Raw genomic sequence first — 14,442 nt, 5'->3', positions numbered from 1 at the left:
ATCTAAGTTTTCGATATCAATACCTTATCGGTAGAACAATAAGCGTATCCATTTGATTCTCTGAATTCAGAATTCTGAAATCGATGCTGTCACCCCCTAGAAGAATCTTAGTCAATTTGGGATGTTTTTTCTTAAATTCATTAAATGTGCCAATGGATAAAGTATCTTTTCCGTGAGTTGTGCCACGCGCTTTGATTTGTTCCAGATAAGGTCGTAATTCAGATTGAAAAATCAACGCTGTATCTACTTCATGACTCGTATACACAACAAATTCTTGATCCTCAGAAAAATTTATAGGCTTATTTTTATAATATGAATCAATCCTTATTAAGCTATCATTTTTATGTTCATACATTTTTATCCCTCCCCAGCCACCAAAAGCATTAGTATATGATTTCCCATGATCTTTACAGTAATAATAATCGATTATGCTTATTTTTCTCTTTATTGATGATTCATTCTTATATTTAAATGCGAAATGAAAATTAATACTGAAGATCTCATTTTTATCTATATCTCCTCTAATTATTACTGGGTAATCAGTTTCAATTTGCTTTATTGATATTACTTCTTGAATAGGTTTTGACGAACTACAAGATAAGAGTAAACTGCCTAGAACTAATATTATTATTTTTATTCTCATACTCTATTTGTAAAAAAGATTTTTATTACAACTATATCAAATCTATTTATAGGATGTGTTGTTTTATATAACATATGTACCCTCTTTTTATCTTTATTATCTAAGTTTTCGATATCAATACCTTATCGGTAGAACAATAAGTGTATCCATTTGATTTTCATTGTTAGATATATTAAAACTAATACTGTCACCTTCCAAGAGGATTTTCGTTAACTCTGGATGCATTTTTTTAAATTCATTAAATGTGCCGATGGATAATGTATCTTTTTCCTGGGTTATACCACGCGCCTTTATTTGTTTAAGATATGACCTTAATATTTCTTGTGTTGTTTGTGTTGTATCTATGAGATGTGAAGGATAAACGAGAATTCTTTGAGAATTAGGGTCACATATCGAAGGTATATCGCTAGAACTACCACCAACTCCTCTGTCGATTAAATTTTCATTGTTGATTTGGTATACCCAAATGCTAGAATTCCAACTGCCATCTGTATTGCGTTGATTATTTTTATTATAAAAATAATCAACGGCACTTATCCTTCTTTTTATCTTAGATAGATTAGTAAATTCAAATTCGAAAGGAAATTCAATTCTGAAAATTTTATTATTTGTCATATCGACTCGAACTATTACAGGATAATCAGAATTTATTTGCTGTATCTGCACTCCTTCTAATTTAGATTTTGATGAATTACAGGAAAGAAATAAACTAACTATAACTAAAATACTTATTTTTATTCTCATACTCTATTTATAAAAAAGGTTTCAATAACTACTATATTTACTTTACTAATAGGGTGTTTTGTCCGTCTATAAAATATTGTAATATCTTGTTCATAAGTATTTCGAGCATCCTTTTCAATATCTTCTATACTTTTAAACTTACCATGAATTATATCAGAAGCTATTTCTTGTGATATATCTAATGTAGCATACCCTGCCTTATTACCCCATATTAATCTTTTAACAGCATCTATCCCCTTTGGCTTTGTTTCACTTAAGAGTTTTAGTTGATGTTTTTAGACTAGTTTCATAATCTGTATGAAACTGTCTGAACTCCTTTTACAATTAATATTTTATTGGCAGAACAATAAGTGTATCTGATTTATTCTCATTGTTAAATATATTAAAACTAATACTGTCCCCTTCTAAAAGAGTTCTTATTAATAAAGGATTCTTCTCTTTGAACTCTTTGAATGTATATATTTGTAAAGTATTTGTTCCCAAATCTTTCATTCTTTGCACATATGCATTTAAAGTAATTTGCTCTTTTTTACAGGTATCAATATCGTACGATGGTTCAATAATAAATTCTTGAGATAATAAATTATTTATTTCTTTTTCTATTAGTCGACCAGAATCTGATATTTTCAATTCATTATTGATAAATTGAGACACTCTGAATGAACCTTTCCATCCTCCTGCATATTTATCCAAATAAATTTTCCCGTAATTTTCATTATAATAATAATGTATATATTGTATATACTTTGATCTAGATGACGAATTAGTTGCCTTAAAAGCTAATGGAATTCGACATCTTAAAATTTTATTGTTGACAGTATCTCCCAAAATGATAACTGGTATATTCGTTTCAATTTGTTCTATTTGAATTGAGTTTTTAGCAGATCTTGGCGAACTACATGATAACAGAATTCCAAGTGAAAAAGAGAATATTATTAATTTTATTTTCATATCTACTTTATAAAGAATGTTTCAATATTTAATTGGTTGAGAAATAAGTACACTATTACTTTCATCGTATGCATTATTCTTATCCAAATCTTTGAAAATTACAAAACTAACGCTGTCTCCTTTTAAAAGTGTTTCAGCGAGTTCCGGATGTTTTTCTCTGAATTCCTTATAGGTTCCTATTGCTATTTTTTTCACTCTTAACACTTTCATCTGTTCTATATAAGGTCTCAGAGCTACTTGAGTTTTTGTTGTTGTATCAATGTCATAGCTTGGTTCTACAATAAACTCTAGATGCTGAGATTTATTTATTCCCATTTTCAAAGGGGCACTTTGTAAAATCAAATTTCCATCTTTTTTGTATTGATAGACAAAGAAATTAGCCAACCATCCTGCGCCATATTCACCCAAATATGTTTTTCCGTAATCGTTGCAAAAATAGTAATGTATATAATTAATATACACTGTTTTATGTGAATAGTTGTTTGCCTTAAAAGAAAATGGGAATTGGATATTAAACACTCTGTTGTTAGCCGTATCGCCTCTGATAATGATCGGTAGGTCTGTTTCTACCTGTTCTATCTTAACGGTTTCCTGAATAGGTTTTGACGAACTGCAAGATAAGAGTAAACTGCCTAGAATTAATATTATTATTTTTGTTCTCATACTTTCATTTGATAAAAAAGGTTTCTATTACAACTATATCAAATCCACTTATAGGATGTGTTGTTCTTCTTCTATAGAACATATGTACACTCTTTTTATCTTTACGATCTAAATTTTCGATATCAATACCTTATTGGTAGAACAATAAGCGTATCCATTTGATTCTCATTGTTAAATATATTAAAACTAATACTATCACCTTCCAAGAGGATTTTCGTTAACTCTGGATGCATTTTTTTAAATTCATTAAATGTGCCGATAGATAAAGTATCCTTACCCTGAGTTACACCACGAGCTTTTATCTGTTCTAGATAAGGTCTTAAAATATCTTGAGTCTTTTTAGTTGTATCAACTAAATGTGAAGTGTATCCAAGTATTTCTATTGGGAAAAACTTTTCTGTTTGAGATATCTCTTCACTAGCTCCAAGTCTTTTATCTACTAATTTATCATCAATGATTTGATAAATCCATATTCTAGATAACCAATTACTAGATATTTCATCTAAATACGATTTTCCATGGTCTTTGCTATAATAATAATTTATACTTGTAATTCGTCCTTTATCTAGGGGACTTTTAGTATATTCGAATACCAACGGAAATTGAATTCTAAAAACTTGATTATCATAAATATCCGCTCTAATAATAACAGGATAATCTGAGCTTATCTGTTTTATAGAATAAGAGTTTCTTATTGGCTTTTGTGCACAACTTATAAAGCTGATTAATAAAATAGTATGTAAAATATATTTCATATTATATCAAATTACTTCATGAAAAATGTTTCAATAATCACAATATCTTTTTCGCTGATTGGATGTTTCATCCTTCGAAATAGAATCGCTACATCTGTTTTTTTTATATTATAAGACTTATTTTCAATATCTTCAAAAGTTTTAAACTTACCATGAATTATATCTGAAGCCATTTCCGATGATATATCCAACACTGCATACCCAGCCTCATTCCCCCATATTAATCTTTTAACAGCATCCATCCCCTTTGGTTTTGTTTCACTTAAGAGTTTTCGTTGATGTTTGTCTAAACTAGTCTCATAATCTGTCTCAAACTCTTGGAACTTGTCGTGGGCGATCATACCAATCAGGTTAGCTCCGGGAATAGCCGGGATGGGAAGAGCTGAATCATTTGATGGATTCGTTGCAAATCTAAATATATCGAAAACATCCCATACCATTCCTACTTTTCTTAATGTACCCAATATCTTAACTTTGCATCCAATCTCACTATTATAATGATATTCGTACTGATTGACGCCCCTAGTACTAGTCATTTGTCCATTTTTTCTTCTGGAACTGAAATCATATCCTTGCTCTGCACTTACAAATCGTCCATCACTATTATAAAACTCAACTTTGTGTACCTGCCTCAATCCCCCTCTTGTAGTCTCAGGTCCAAATACCGTTCCATTTTTGGCAACCATATACCCATGGCTAATCTTAGCTATGGAATATTGATGAGCCATGTTTTTAGTACTGCTCTCAATACTATCGATTACATCACTTTTTCCAATACTGACAACAAGTACAATTTGTTCTCCTATTGATGAGTATAGCTCAGGAAATTTGTCATCTATCTGAGACGGTCTGATATATAGTTTTCTTTGCGAATAACCTACTCGAAGATATTCTGTCATACTATAGCAAAGATCAGTTTTTTGATCATAGGAAAACTCGACAAAGCCGAAACTTACCTTTTGTTCGAAAGTTGCTTCCCAATAAAGCTCAATTGTTTCCCCATTATCATCTTTTATCATTTGAGCCCAAGACTCATCAAGATATAGCTCTACCTTTGCTTGATTATTCTGTACAATAGCGTCTATTTTAATCTCCTTTCCGGCAAATTCTGTATCAGACCAAGCTGGAGCATCAGATTCCATCAATTGCAGCTTGATTTTGTTCCCATTACTAAAACCTTCCGTTTTGATAATGAAATAAACTGTTTCTTCCAGATCAGCTCCGTTTGTTTTTTTGCCTTCGGAATCTTCCCAGTAGGCATCTTTTATACTACGCGAAACTACTGAGATTTCAGTCTCATAGGTACTATATTCATTTGTTGCAATAGCTTTTAATTCTCCCATAATAAATTAGTCTTTATATTCTAATTTGAAATTATCTATATAAGCAGTATTATCATCTTCGACTTGTAAACCATTGTATTTTAATTGAGAACTACCAGTTTTAAAGGATTTTCCTTCCTCTGCATTGAGCTGTAAGTTTACAGTTTTCCCTGCACTACCTTCTTCCACATCTATACAAAGAGTAACTTCTTTTCCCTCTTCTAATTCTGATAATTTTCTTGGTTCGCCTTGCTCATCCATCCAATATATCCGTAATATCTTCGGCTCTTTTTGAGCTTTCTTTTTCTCACATTCTTCACAAAAAGGAGCAGCTTCCTGCGCAGCTTTCTTTAAAGCGCGTATTTGGGGCGAATCAGGATTAAGTACAACCTTATCCGATTTCATCTGTCCCGAATTCTGAAACTTAATACTACCACCCAACGCACACTGAAGCATGGATGTTTTAAGTAATGGGTTACCCCCGGGAATTTCAACCGAAGTAATAAAACCCGACCACATAATAGGAGAGGGTTTACACGGCTTTTGCGTAACCGAACATACACCAAATGGCATTATATTCGTATTAGGCACTTTATCTGATACTGTCGCTACCATATTGCCCTGTACAGAATACAATGTATTACTCGTTACCTGTAGTTGGCTGGGTGCAGCACCACATGTACAGGTTAGCATCGCTCCTTTTGTTGCATATTCACTCATAATCTGTAGTTTTACTGATTCATTTTAATATTGCCCGCTTTCACATTCATCTTACCACCACCATCAATATCAATCTTAGACGAGGCTTGCATAGCTATACTTTCTCCTTTTTGAGTGAACTCTCCTGAGCTTTCTTCTGCAATACTTGCTCCCATGATCTCTATTTTATCACCACTCTCTGCATGAAATATGCTTTGGGCTATCATTTCAATCTTGTCGTCCGCCAATGCCTGAATAACTTCGCCTTTCATTATAATTTGTTTTGCTTCCAATTGTATCAGTTCAGGTGCAGACAGGAATATGTCCTGTGTCGATTGTATTTTAATTGTACCCTTATCTTTTTCTACAGATAGAGAGAACGAGTTTTGGTCGTTATGCTGTAAAATAAGAGTATATTTATTCTCATCTTCGCTGTCTGTAAATTCCAACTTGCTACCACTGCGTGTCGTAATACTTTTGCGGAAATTATTATCTCCACCGCCTTCAGTATTTTTTCCGTGAAACATGCTACCCATCACATATGGAAGATTCGGATCGCCGAACTCGAAGCCGACCATTACTTGATCTCCTTCTTCAGGAATAAAGACCATTCCTCTGTTTTTTTCAACAATTCCTGTCTTTTTATTACCATAGCCGGCCAAGCCTCCGGCATCAGGCGTCATAACACGTAGCCATGTATCGCTGACTCTGTCTTGCGCAAAAGGAAATTCTACTTTAACACGTCCTTGTTTATCGGGGTCGTCGTTCTTAATGACAGTTGCCCTAACTGAATTTACCACTGGCATTTTTACATCAGCCACAGGGAAGAACTTCAGGCTGGCAGGAATTGCCTCGAATTCGCAACTATATCTATGATTTTGATCTATTGTATGTTTCACTCTGACTATTCGGTAAGTACCCAGTTCGCTGCTTTCAGACATGGCTTCGGGCATCAGAATCTTAAGAAGCCTTCCGATACGAGGTGCACAGGTTTTAGCTTTACCTTCGATATAAATTGTTCGGGCAGCATTTTGTGTTTTGCTACGCATAACCATTTCATCTAAAACGCCTTTGTCTTCGACAGCCATGCAGGAGGGTAGGAGTGCCGGACGATCTGTTACCAAGTCTTTCGCCCTTTGTGCAGCCATATCTATGAATTCATTCGAATTTTCTATCGTATCCGGTGATTCTTGCTTGATGGTGTCGTCCTTGCTAGCTAAATACTGATATTTAGTGAACGTGTTAGGTAATAAACGAGAACCAAATCGAATGTTGGTAATCTCCCTGTCGTACATTACTTCCATTGCTTCCCAATCTTTATACTGGCCGAATACCAGATCCATACCTGTATAAAAGAGCGTTTCTCCGGATATGGCCGATATGCGTTGTAAAAACTCCCAGTCGCTTTCGTAATATTGCATCAGAAAGTTTATGGGTGCATCGTGCGCCGGCTTATTAACCTTAGATAGAGTATTATTTTTTATACCGTCAGTGACTTCTTCAAATACCATCTGAAGTGTCATATTGGCAAAAATGTCAAGACGCTTACCCCTTTCCAGCAGAATGGTTGTACTTGAACCTTCTATAACCAGATACCCGTGTTTTCCTTCCTGTCCCTCATTATAAACATTGTCAATGACACCTCTGAATTCATAGGCATTTCCACTGTCATCACCTTGTTGCAAGTCTACGTCGAGCTGTTTGCCTATTAAGGCTATCTGCTCTAAAGGACTACCTAAGAAGCTCTTTTTCATTACATCATAATCCAATACCACAACAAACTTATGGTGCTGACCGAATGACTGGTCAAGATTAAGCGATACAATTTCGAGTTCTTTTCCTTCGATATAAACTAAAGCATTGGTAATATGTTTTTCGTCTATTAAATTCTGTGTTGCCATAACTTTTTATTTTATGAGTTGTTTAATTATAAAGTTGTATTAATACCCAGATATGCAGTGTGGTCTTTACCCGATAGGCGAAATTTAGTTTCACTTTCGTGTAGTTTATATTTGATTATCACATTACGGTCAAAAGGTATTGTTAGGTTTATGAGTTCCTCCAGTATTAAATCGTTTTTTTTCTTCGATTCGAACAGCTTCATCTTGTCAAGGTTTATTGGTCCGACAGTAATTACTAAATCGGGATTCTCATATTCAACACTATCTCCCAATACCGAATTTATGCCCAAACTCCATTCTTTCAATTTCACTTTTCTTTCAGGTGTCAGTTCGAGTTTAGATTTTCTCCCTTCGCATATACTTACAGGACAATCGAGTATTAAACCCATAACTCTGGCTATTAAATCTAAGTCTCGGGAGACTTCTGATAATATGGGTATTATTTTTATAAAAAGTAATGCCTGTCTGGTCGATAAATGTTTTACTATTGTCCATTGTTGCTTTAATATATCAGTCAGATTACTATATAAATAAGCTTTATCGAATTTTTGTTCATAGGCTTGCGCATCTACCAATATCTTGTCAATAGCCATTTCGAAAGGTTGGAAAAATTTTCTGGAGATTAATTCTTCGTTCCGATGGCTTCTTATTTCATGGATGATATCATCCTTTGTCTTCTGGCTTTTGCTATTTGATGGTTGATGGAATAGTCCTTCAGGCAATGAATCGTAAATACTTTCTCTGTTGGTGTAAATAGATAGGTATTCCATCATATCGAAACTGGAATAATAATTTCCTATTTTTTCAATATCTTTAGATACGCCTCTTTTATCCCCTTTATGTCGAATAATCAGAACCTTATCCGCATCCATAGTATTGCTTATCAGTCCAGAAGCTATCGCCTCTGCCCTGAAATCTGACTCAATGCTGTTTATATTGGATAATTTCTCTTTTTTCATACTGATCAGTCTAAAATAGTCCAGCCACCCGAAGTATTTTTCTTAGTCTCTTGTTGGTACATCCGTTCTGATACGACAATATTTTCTTTGTGCTGTCCTACATATTCAAGAGTACTCAGCTTAATCCATAATTCAGATATAATTCGCATGAAAGATTCTACTTGTATCATGACTGGTCGTATACTATTGTGGTCATAAATGATACTAAGTGTATTTGCCAGTAATTCTTCAAAAGATCCCGGCGTAACATCACTCCATTCGTAGAAATATTTCAATAGTTCCTCTTTTTCTGTTTTACTGATAAAATTCAGGCTGATAAAACAGGTATGAGCTAATGTAGAGAAATAATTTACTATATCAACCGGAAGTGCATCGCGTCCTGTATTACGGTACAAAAAGTAGATAGAAGCGATGTAACGCATCATGTTTTCACACATGGTATTTATATGATATGCAAGCGGAGAATTTTGCGGTCTGTTCTTTATTTTTGCTATGATAATCTTAGAAGCTCTCTCTATATCATTCATACAAACACCAAAGCTTTCATAATATCTTAGCAAATCGGGATGGCTACTCATACTAGTACATGCAGGTATAAAACTTGTATCGACTTCATAACGTCCCCCATGTTGGCGTATACGCCCTATTACTAAATGATACATGCCTAATTGATCATAACTGATCTGCCCCTGCATAGCAATAGAAAGCTGATAATGTTCGGTGACATCAGGATGTCGGGGCGGGTTATCCTTTTCATTAGGAGAACCTGCTGGAATACGTTCGAAAGGGTCTATCGAGAGAATAATATCCCAATGTCTCGAGCCCGAATTATCCTGTTCTTGTTCATTGTCGAACGAATGTGTATACATTATATAATCCGAATGTCCCGGATTGTAAGATATTCTGTACCCTCCGATGGTAATGGCATTACAACTTCTTAATTTTATCTCGACTTTTCCTGTTATCCTTTCACTTATATCAAATTCACTGGATTCACTTCGTCTATCAGGTGATGGTAAAAGACCATAATTAAATCCGTTTAAACGGGTAGCCAGATTATCGCCTAAACGTTCGATAAAATAGTTCTCCATTTGTTGGAGATGGGTATAATTAATGCCCATGCTCGCCTGCCAGTTCGCCAGCCTATATCTATTTTCTTTCATCAAACTTTATATTATATGTTACTATTATCATTATATTATCTGTATCTCTGTTTTATCCAAAATCGCTATCGAATGCTGTATTTTCATGTGTTTTTTCATCAGAGGTGTTTTTTTGATATTTAACTCGTTTGGCAATAATAACATCTTCCTCTTTTATCTTATTCTTGGCAAATGACAGGTTAGGGTCAATATACCTTTTGCGTCCAAGAACTGATGTGCTTACGTAGAATATCCATCCATAAGTACTTTGTCTATCAGTATACGTAATTGGGCTTAAGGGTGACTTTTTATTGTAATCATCAATAAAGGTTTTGAACCAAGGGCCGAAAGGGGTTATTTCGGAAGATTTGGCTTTGATATTTAAAGGCTCAGTATCTGAAACTTGTTTAAATATTTCCAGTTCTACAACAATAACCTTACTGCTGTCAAAGTCATCTTCTGTAATTACTCCCGATTCTTTATTGTATGACCATATAAGATAAACTTCGAGCGGGATGTCCATAAAAGTTCGATATGTTTTCAAGAATAAAGATGGAAAAATAAAGGGTAGAAGACAGGTACATGCCCATAATCCATATTGTAGTTCGTTACATAGATTAAATACCAGCGAGAAAAACGCAGCACTAACAAGCAAAAGGATAAAGACTATCAGAAACTCCACAAAATAAGGCTTTTCTTTAAAATCGTCTATTACTTTTTCTAGAATGACCAGATTATAATATCCCAGAATCAAGTATAGTGCCATTAATCCAATATAGGCATAAGGCATGAACCAATAATCGATGAATCCCAGTAAAGCCGGGGCTATGAGTATAATACAGGCCAAAAGGAAATAAAATATGACCTTTTTGTTGCTTAGTAACTTATTTTTCTTGGCAACAAAAAGTAGCACGACTCCCAGTATCAGTCCGATTATGGGCATCAATAAGTACATTAATACGAATTTTCCAAAAAACAATTCCATCCTTATATTTTCTTAATTAGGTAATATCTTGTTTATAAACACTCTATAATTATAGGTTGCCGGGGATTTTCTTTTTAATATTTGTTTAAAATATTCTTCATTTTTATCTCCTATATATTCTTCCATATCTTTATGGGGTTTTATATATACATCCGTGGTGCGGATAAAACCATTTATGGGATTATCACTTTTCATCGTTCCTTGGCAGACTTTCACTTCACAAATTGATTCATGAAACTCTTGCAGGCAAAATTCTTCTATATCATTATCTGTAACGAGTAGGTTATTTTCCGTTAAGACTTTTTTATACAAACTGTTTTTCATTTCTCCCTGTGGGGCGTATTTCCCTCCAATAGTAGGGCATAGTGTAATGATTGAGCTTCTTTGTATTGGTAAGCCGGATAATGAATTAAATATCATTCCCGCCTTTATATTATTAGCCTGCGCTCCTTCGGTTATCCAATAATCCACAAAATAGATTTCATTCTCCTTATCGGGATTGACTTGCAGATAGGTTTCTATTTCATATCGTTCTTTGGACTCGGAAAGTGTTTTTTCAAGCCGTTTTACCAGTTCTGTAATTTCAACCTGTATCTTTTTTAGATCACTTTTTATATCATTTTTATTTTTAAAGAATGATGAAATCTCGCTGTTAAGTACATCGGTGATAGTTGCCAGATATTCTGTAGCATCCCGATTATTGTAACGCTCATACCCACCTCTGCGTAATGAATATATTCCATAACTAGTAATTTGAGTGTCATTTATCGGGATATCACAGTATCGCTTTCCCTGAGAGTCACTTACATTGCAAACTGATATGAACGATTCGTTACTAAATGTTTTCAATGGTATTACAGGTACGGATTTCTTTACTTCTGTTATTGAGGATACAAGTTTTTTGTTGACTACAGGGAATGCATTGATACTAGATTGTAACGATTCTATAACATCCGGTGTAAATCCTTGTGGGCAGGCTGCTTTTATCCATAACAGTGGTTTCTTTAGCTTTATTCTAGTTTCTTCTGTAAAATATGATTGTAATTCAAAGGGAAGAATTTCTCTCTTGCCTTGTATACTGTAATTTCCGGCAATAGTTAGAAAACGGTTTTTATAATGTTTTTTTACCGATTCGTTTATCTGATGGGATAAGTCAAACTTGGCAAACAGGCTTTGTGTATCATTTTCATATTCTTCTTCCAAAGATAATATCCCTTTATTCATTGAGATTGCCTCGCCCTGCATTGTCCAAACAGCATAAGGAAGTAGGTTCAAGTATTCTTCTTTTTTAAAGATGCCATGAAGATCAAAATAAAAGGAGAGACCGGAAATATTGTCTATATTCTCTTCTAATTCCAAGCCAAGCCAGAAGGTATTCTCATCGAACTTATTCCTTTCGTCGCTACGGGCATAGAATGTTTTGGATAAATCTTGGTCCATACTGTACATTAATCCCTTGTGGATAAAATATCGTATTTCGCCATTATAAATATTTGTATTGCACACAGGATAAAATGAAAATTGTTTTTTACTGCCTTTAGCCGAATAATTAAACTCCGACTGGGTAGTTATCCTAAGAGCATTGTTCTGTGCACGAGCATGCAATATACAGTGTGCAGGTTTAGCTATAACGTCAATTCCGGGAGTAAGAATTCCAAATAGTTTATTTAATATACGATTTTCAATATTTTCTATTTCCCCTGATATTTTATATACTTCTTCTGATAAAGATTCCAAAAACAAGTTCACAACAGGATCTAACAACTCAGTCTGACTAACACCGAGATGGTTTGCTGCCAGCTTGAGCATACGTTTTTCTATACTCTGTTTGTTTATATATGGGGTGTAATTCATCATACTTTTCTCGCTACTCGGTTGATAGAGGACCTAAAAATAAATTATATTTGAAACCGCAATCTTCATTCGTCGATACAAGTTTTGCCTTAAGAAGAACTGTTACCTTTTTCTTAATCGCTGTTGTTTTCATAACCATATCTTCCCTGGTTACCTCAGTGATATGAATGGAAACAGAGATATCTTTTAAGCGTTGTTCGAAATTCTTTACAGCCGATAATATATGCCCGGTGAAATCTTCTTCCCACTTTTTTCGCGAAACAACCCGCTCAAAATCCATATCCCATATCCCGCAACCAAAACTCTTATTAAATCTATGTTCCCCGGGACAAGTAGTCAACAACAGCCCGATATGTTGGTCGATAGATTCCTGTTCTGTACACATAGACATCTCGCTACTGGCTCCATCGATAATGGAATCAAATCTGATTGGCAATTTATAGCATGTTTTTTTCATCTGTTTTCTATTCTGTTTCTTCTTGGCGTTGCGTTTATAGGACTGGCATCAAATGTTCTCGGCGTCTTGCTTACTCTGAAAGGAGACTTGCGCTTCCTCATCGATGCCTGTGCCGGATTGTCCGTTATCAGGTTACGGAATATTCCTAGTTCTAATGAATTCGTTACCTGAAGGCAGTGTATTGTTTGAATTTGTGCCATCGTACTTCTACATATGGCTATAATTGCAATATATACAAGCTGTTTATTCCAAACATCCCTTTTAACAAGATGTAAATCCAATAAATATAATCCCGTAGCCAATTGTTTTGCAAGAGAAAAAGAGTTATAACTATTTAATGGTTTAGGAATATAATATGCAGTACTGGTAGAATTATCTTTTTGGATATCTACTTTCTTGACATGTCCCCATCTGGCTACGCGCCCCGAACGCCATATATCCAATTTGAGTCGTAGATATAAATCCGTTACTGTATATTCCTTGTCATTAATCATATCTCAGCTTTTCCAATTGTTTTCAAATTCTTCGTTCCCCACTTTTATTTTGTGGGGCGAGATAATCAAGGTTGTCAATGTTCCTGCTCCTTTCGGATTTAGGGTCTTATGATAACTGATGCAATAAGCATCCTGAAAAGTTATGATTAACGAAGCCCCTTCTGTTATTTTACTTTCGTTTGCCAAAAATCTTATTTCTCCATCTTTTTTTTCGTGGGGATTCATCATCCATAAATTGATCCATTGATCGGGAGCCTCACTGATTGTTAGTGTCAGAATTCCCCCATAGGTATCGCTATCTGGTTTATTTTTGTCATTAACATCCTGTCTGAATTCCAAATCAAATTCTTCCAGTATATATTTCTTCTTCATGAACCGAAATTCGGTTACCATAACAGGCATATTCTTACCATAGAAGAGTTTACCTTTTCTAAAACGATCAAAGAATCCCATCAGCTCCAACGATTTATATATTCGACATCGCCTACAATCATACGTTGGGCATTAATAGAAAGTAAAAGAATAACATTCTCCTTATCTTCGTTCGGTTCGTAATGCATCCTTAAACCCACTAGACGTCCTTCTTCGAAATAAATTTTATCTACCGATTCTTCATGGCCATCGTGGATCATTATTTCCCCATTGTATTTCTTACCACTGTCAAACGCCCATGATAATAATTCAGCAGTAGGCAGCATAGGTAGTGCAATCCTTATATTTCCTGCCAGTACTTCTGTGCGGACTTTTCCTTGTTTGGTAATGCCCTTATCGAAGGAATACTCACAATGTAGCAAGTCGTAGTTCTCGAAATAAAGATTTTGAATATTGTCTTCTTTCGGTTTACGAAGTTTGAAAATGCCTTTACCTTCCATA

At 34.6% G+C, this 14,442-nt stretch carries 16 protein-coding genes; all 16 read right to left on the bottom strand.

Annotated elements, in window-relative coordinates; translation table 11 throughout:
* Window positions 1-16 precede the first annotated feature (16 nt).
* Window positions 17-643 (bottom strand): hypothetical protein, encoded by a 627-nt coding sequence (locus tag G7Y57_RS12155; protein ID WP_165024390.1) that lies wholly within the window; start codon window positions 641-643, stop codon window positions 17-19.
* A 114-nt stretch (window positions 644-757) separates the two neighbouring features.
* Entirely contained in the window at window positions 758-1,387 is a 630-nt protein-coding gene (locus tag G7Y57_RS12150; protein WP_165024388.1) for a hypothetical protein, read from the bottom strand.
* A 324-nt stretch (window positions 1,388-1,711) separates the two neighbouring features.
* Window positions 1,712-2,338 carry a hypothetical protein gene (locus G7Y57_RS12145; RefSeq protein ID WP_165024387.1) on the bottom strand — a complete coding sequence of 209 codons (627 nt, stop codon included), beginning with the start codon at window positions 2,336-2,338 and terminating at the stop codon, window positions 1,712-1,714.
* A gap of 21 nt (window positions 2,339-2,359) precedes the next feature.
* Window positions 2,360-3,001, bottom strand: a complete 642-nt coding sequence (locus G7Y57_RS12140; RefSeq protein ID WP_165024385.1) for a hypothetical protein — start codon at window positions 2,999-3,001, stop codon at window positions 2,360-2,362.
* Window positions 3,002-3,123: 122 nt separating this feature from the next.
* A complete protein-coding gene (locus G7Y57_RS12135) occupies window positions 3,124-3,756 on the bottom strand; it encodes a hypothetical protein (protein WP_165024384.1) in 633 nt (210 codons plus the stop codon).
* A gap of 11 nt (window positions 3,757-3,767) precedes the next feature.
* Window positions 3,768-5,099 (bottom strand): hypothetical protein, encoded by a 1,332-nt coding sequence (locus G7Y57_RS12130; RefSeq protein ID WP_165024383.1) that lies wholly within the window; start codon window positions 5,097-5,099, stop codon window positions 3,768-3,770.
* Between the two features lie 6 nt (window positions 5,100-5,105).
* Window positions 5,106-5,798, bottom strand: a complete 693-nt coding sequence (locus G7Y57_RS12125) for a DUF4280 domain-containing protein (protein ID WP_165024381.1) — start codon at window positions 5,796-5,798, stop codon at window positions 5,106-5,108.
* 11 nt (window positions 5,799-5,809) lie between these two features.
* Window positions 5,810-7,678 carry a type VI secretion system Vgr family protein gene (locus tag G7Y57_RS12120; RefSeq protein ID WP_165024379.1) on the bottom strand — a complete coding sequence of 623 codons (1,869 nt, stop codon included), beginning with the start codon at window positions 7,676-7,678 and terminating at the stop codon, window positions 5,810-5,812.
* Window positions 7,679-7,704: 26 nt separating this feature from the next.
* Window positions 7,705-8,637, bottom strand: coding sequence for a type VI secretion system baseplate subunit TssG (locus tag G7Y57_RS12115; protein WP_165024378.1), 933 nt, complete (start codon window positions 8,635-8,637; stop codon window positions 7,705-7,707).
* A gap of 5 nt (window positions 8,638-8,642) precedes the next feature.
* Window positions 8,643-9,800: a hypothetical protein gene (locus G7Y57_RS12110; protein ID WP_165024376.1), complete on the bottom strand. Its 1,158-nt coding sequence runs from the start codon at window positions 9,798-9,800 to the stop codon at window positions 8,643-8,645.
* 52 nt (window positions 9,801-9,852) lie between these two features.
* Window positions 9,853-10,764: a TssN family type VI secretion system protein gene (locus tag G7Y57_RS12105; protein ID WP_165024375.1), complete on the bottom strand. Its 912-nt coding sequence runs from the start codon at window positions 10,762-10,764 to the stop codon at window positions 9,853-9,855.
* A gap of 12 nt (window positions 10,765-10,776) precedes the next feature.
* Window positions 10,777-12,621: a type VI secretion system baseplate subunit TssF gene (locus G7Y57_RS12100; RefSeq protein ID WP_165024373.1), complete on the bottom strand. Its 1,845-nt coding sequence runs from the start codon at window positions 12,619-12,621 to the stop codon at window positions 10,777-10,779.
* A 10-nt stretch (window positions 12,622-12,631) separates the two neighbouring features.
* A complete protein-coding gene (locus G7Y57_RS12095; protein WP_165024372.1) occupies window positions 12,632-13,075 on the bottom strand; it encodes a GPW/gp25 family protein in 444 nt (147 codons plus the stop codon).
* Entirely contained in the window at window positions 13,072-13,569 is a 498-nt protein-coding gene (locus G7Y57_RS12090) for a hypothetical protein (protein WP_165024370.1), read from the bottom strand. Before G7Y57_RS12090 ends, G7Y57_RS12095 begins: the two co-directional genes overlap by 4 nt.
* Window positions 13,570-13,572: 3 nt before the next feature.
* Window positions 13,573-14,022 carry a type VI secretion system tube protein TssD gene (tssD, locus tag G7Y57_RS12085; protein WP_165024369.1) on the bottom strand — a complete coding sequence of 150 codons (450 nt, stop codon included), beginning with the start codon at window positions 14,020-14,022 and terminating at the stop codon, window positions 13,573-13,575.
* Window positions 14,022-14,441 carry a type VI secretion system tube protein TssD gene (gene tssD / locus G7Y57_RS12080; RefSeq protein ID WP_165024367.1) on the bottom strand — a complete coding sequence of 140 codons (420 nt, stop codon included), beginning with the start codon at window positions 14,439-14,441 and terminating at the stop codon, window positions 14,022-14,024. Before tssD (G7Y57_RS12080) ends, tssD (G7Y57_RS12085) begins: the two co-directional genes overlap by 1 nt.
* Window position 14,442: the final 1 nt, after the last annotated feature.

Origin of the sequence: Dysgonomonas sp. ZJ279, assembly GCF_011039205.1 — a bacterium.
GTDB lineage: Bacteria > Bacteroidota > Bacteroidia > Bacteroidales > Dysgonomonadaceae > Dysgonomonas.
The sequence above is the reverse complement of the archived record's forward strand: the minus strand, read 5'-3'. Positions and strand labels throughout refer to the sequence as shown.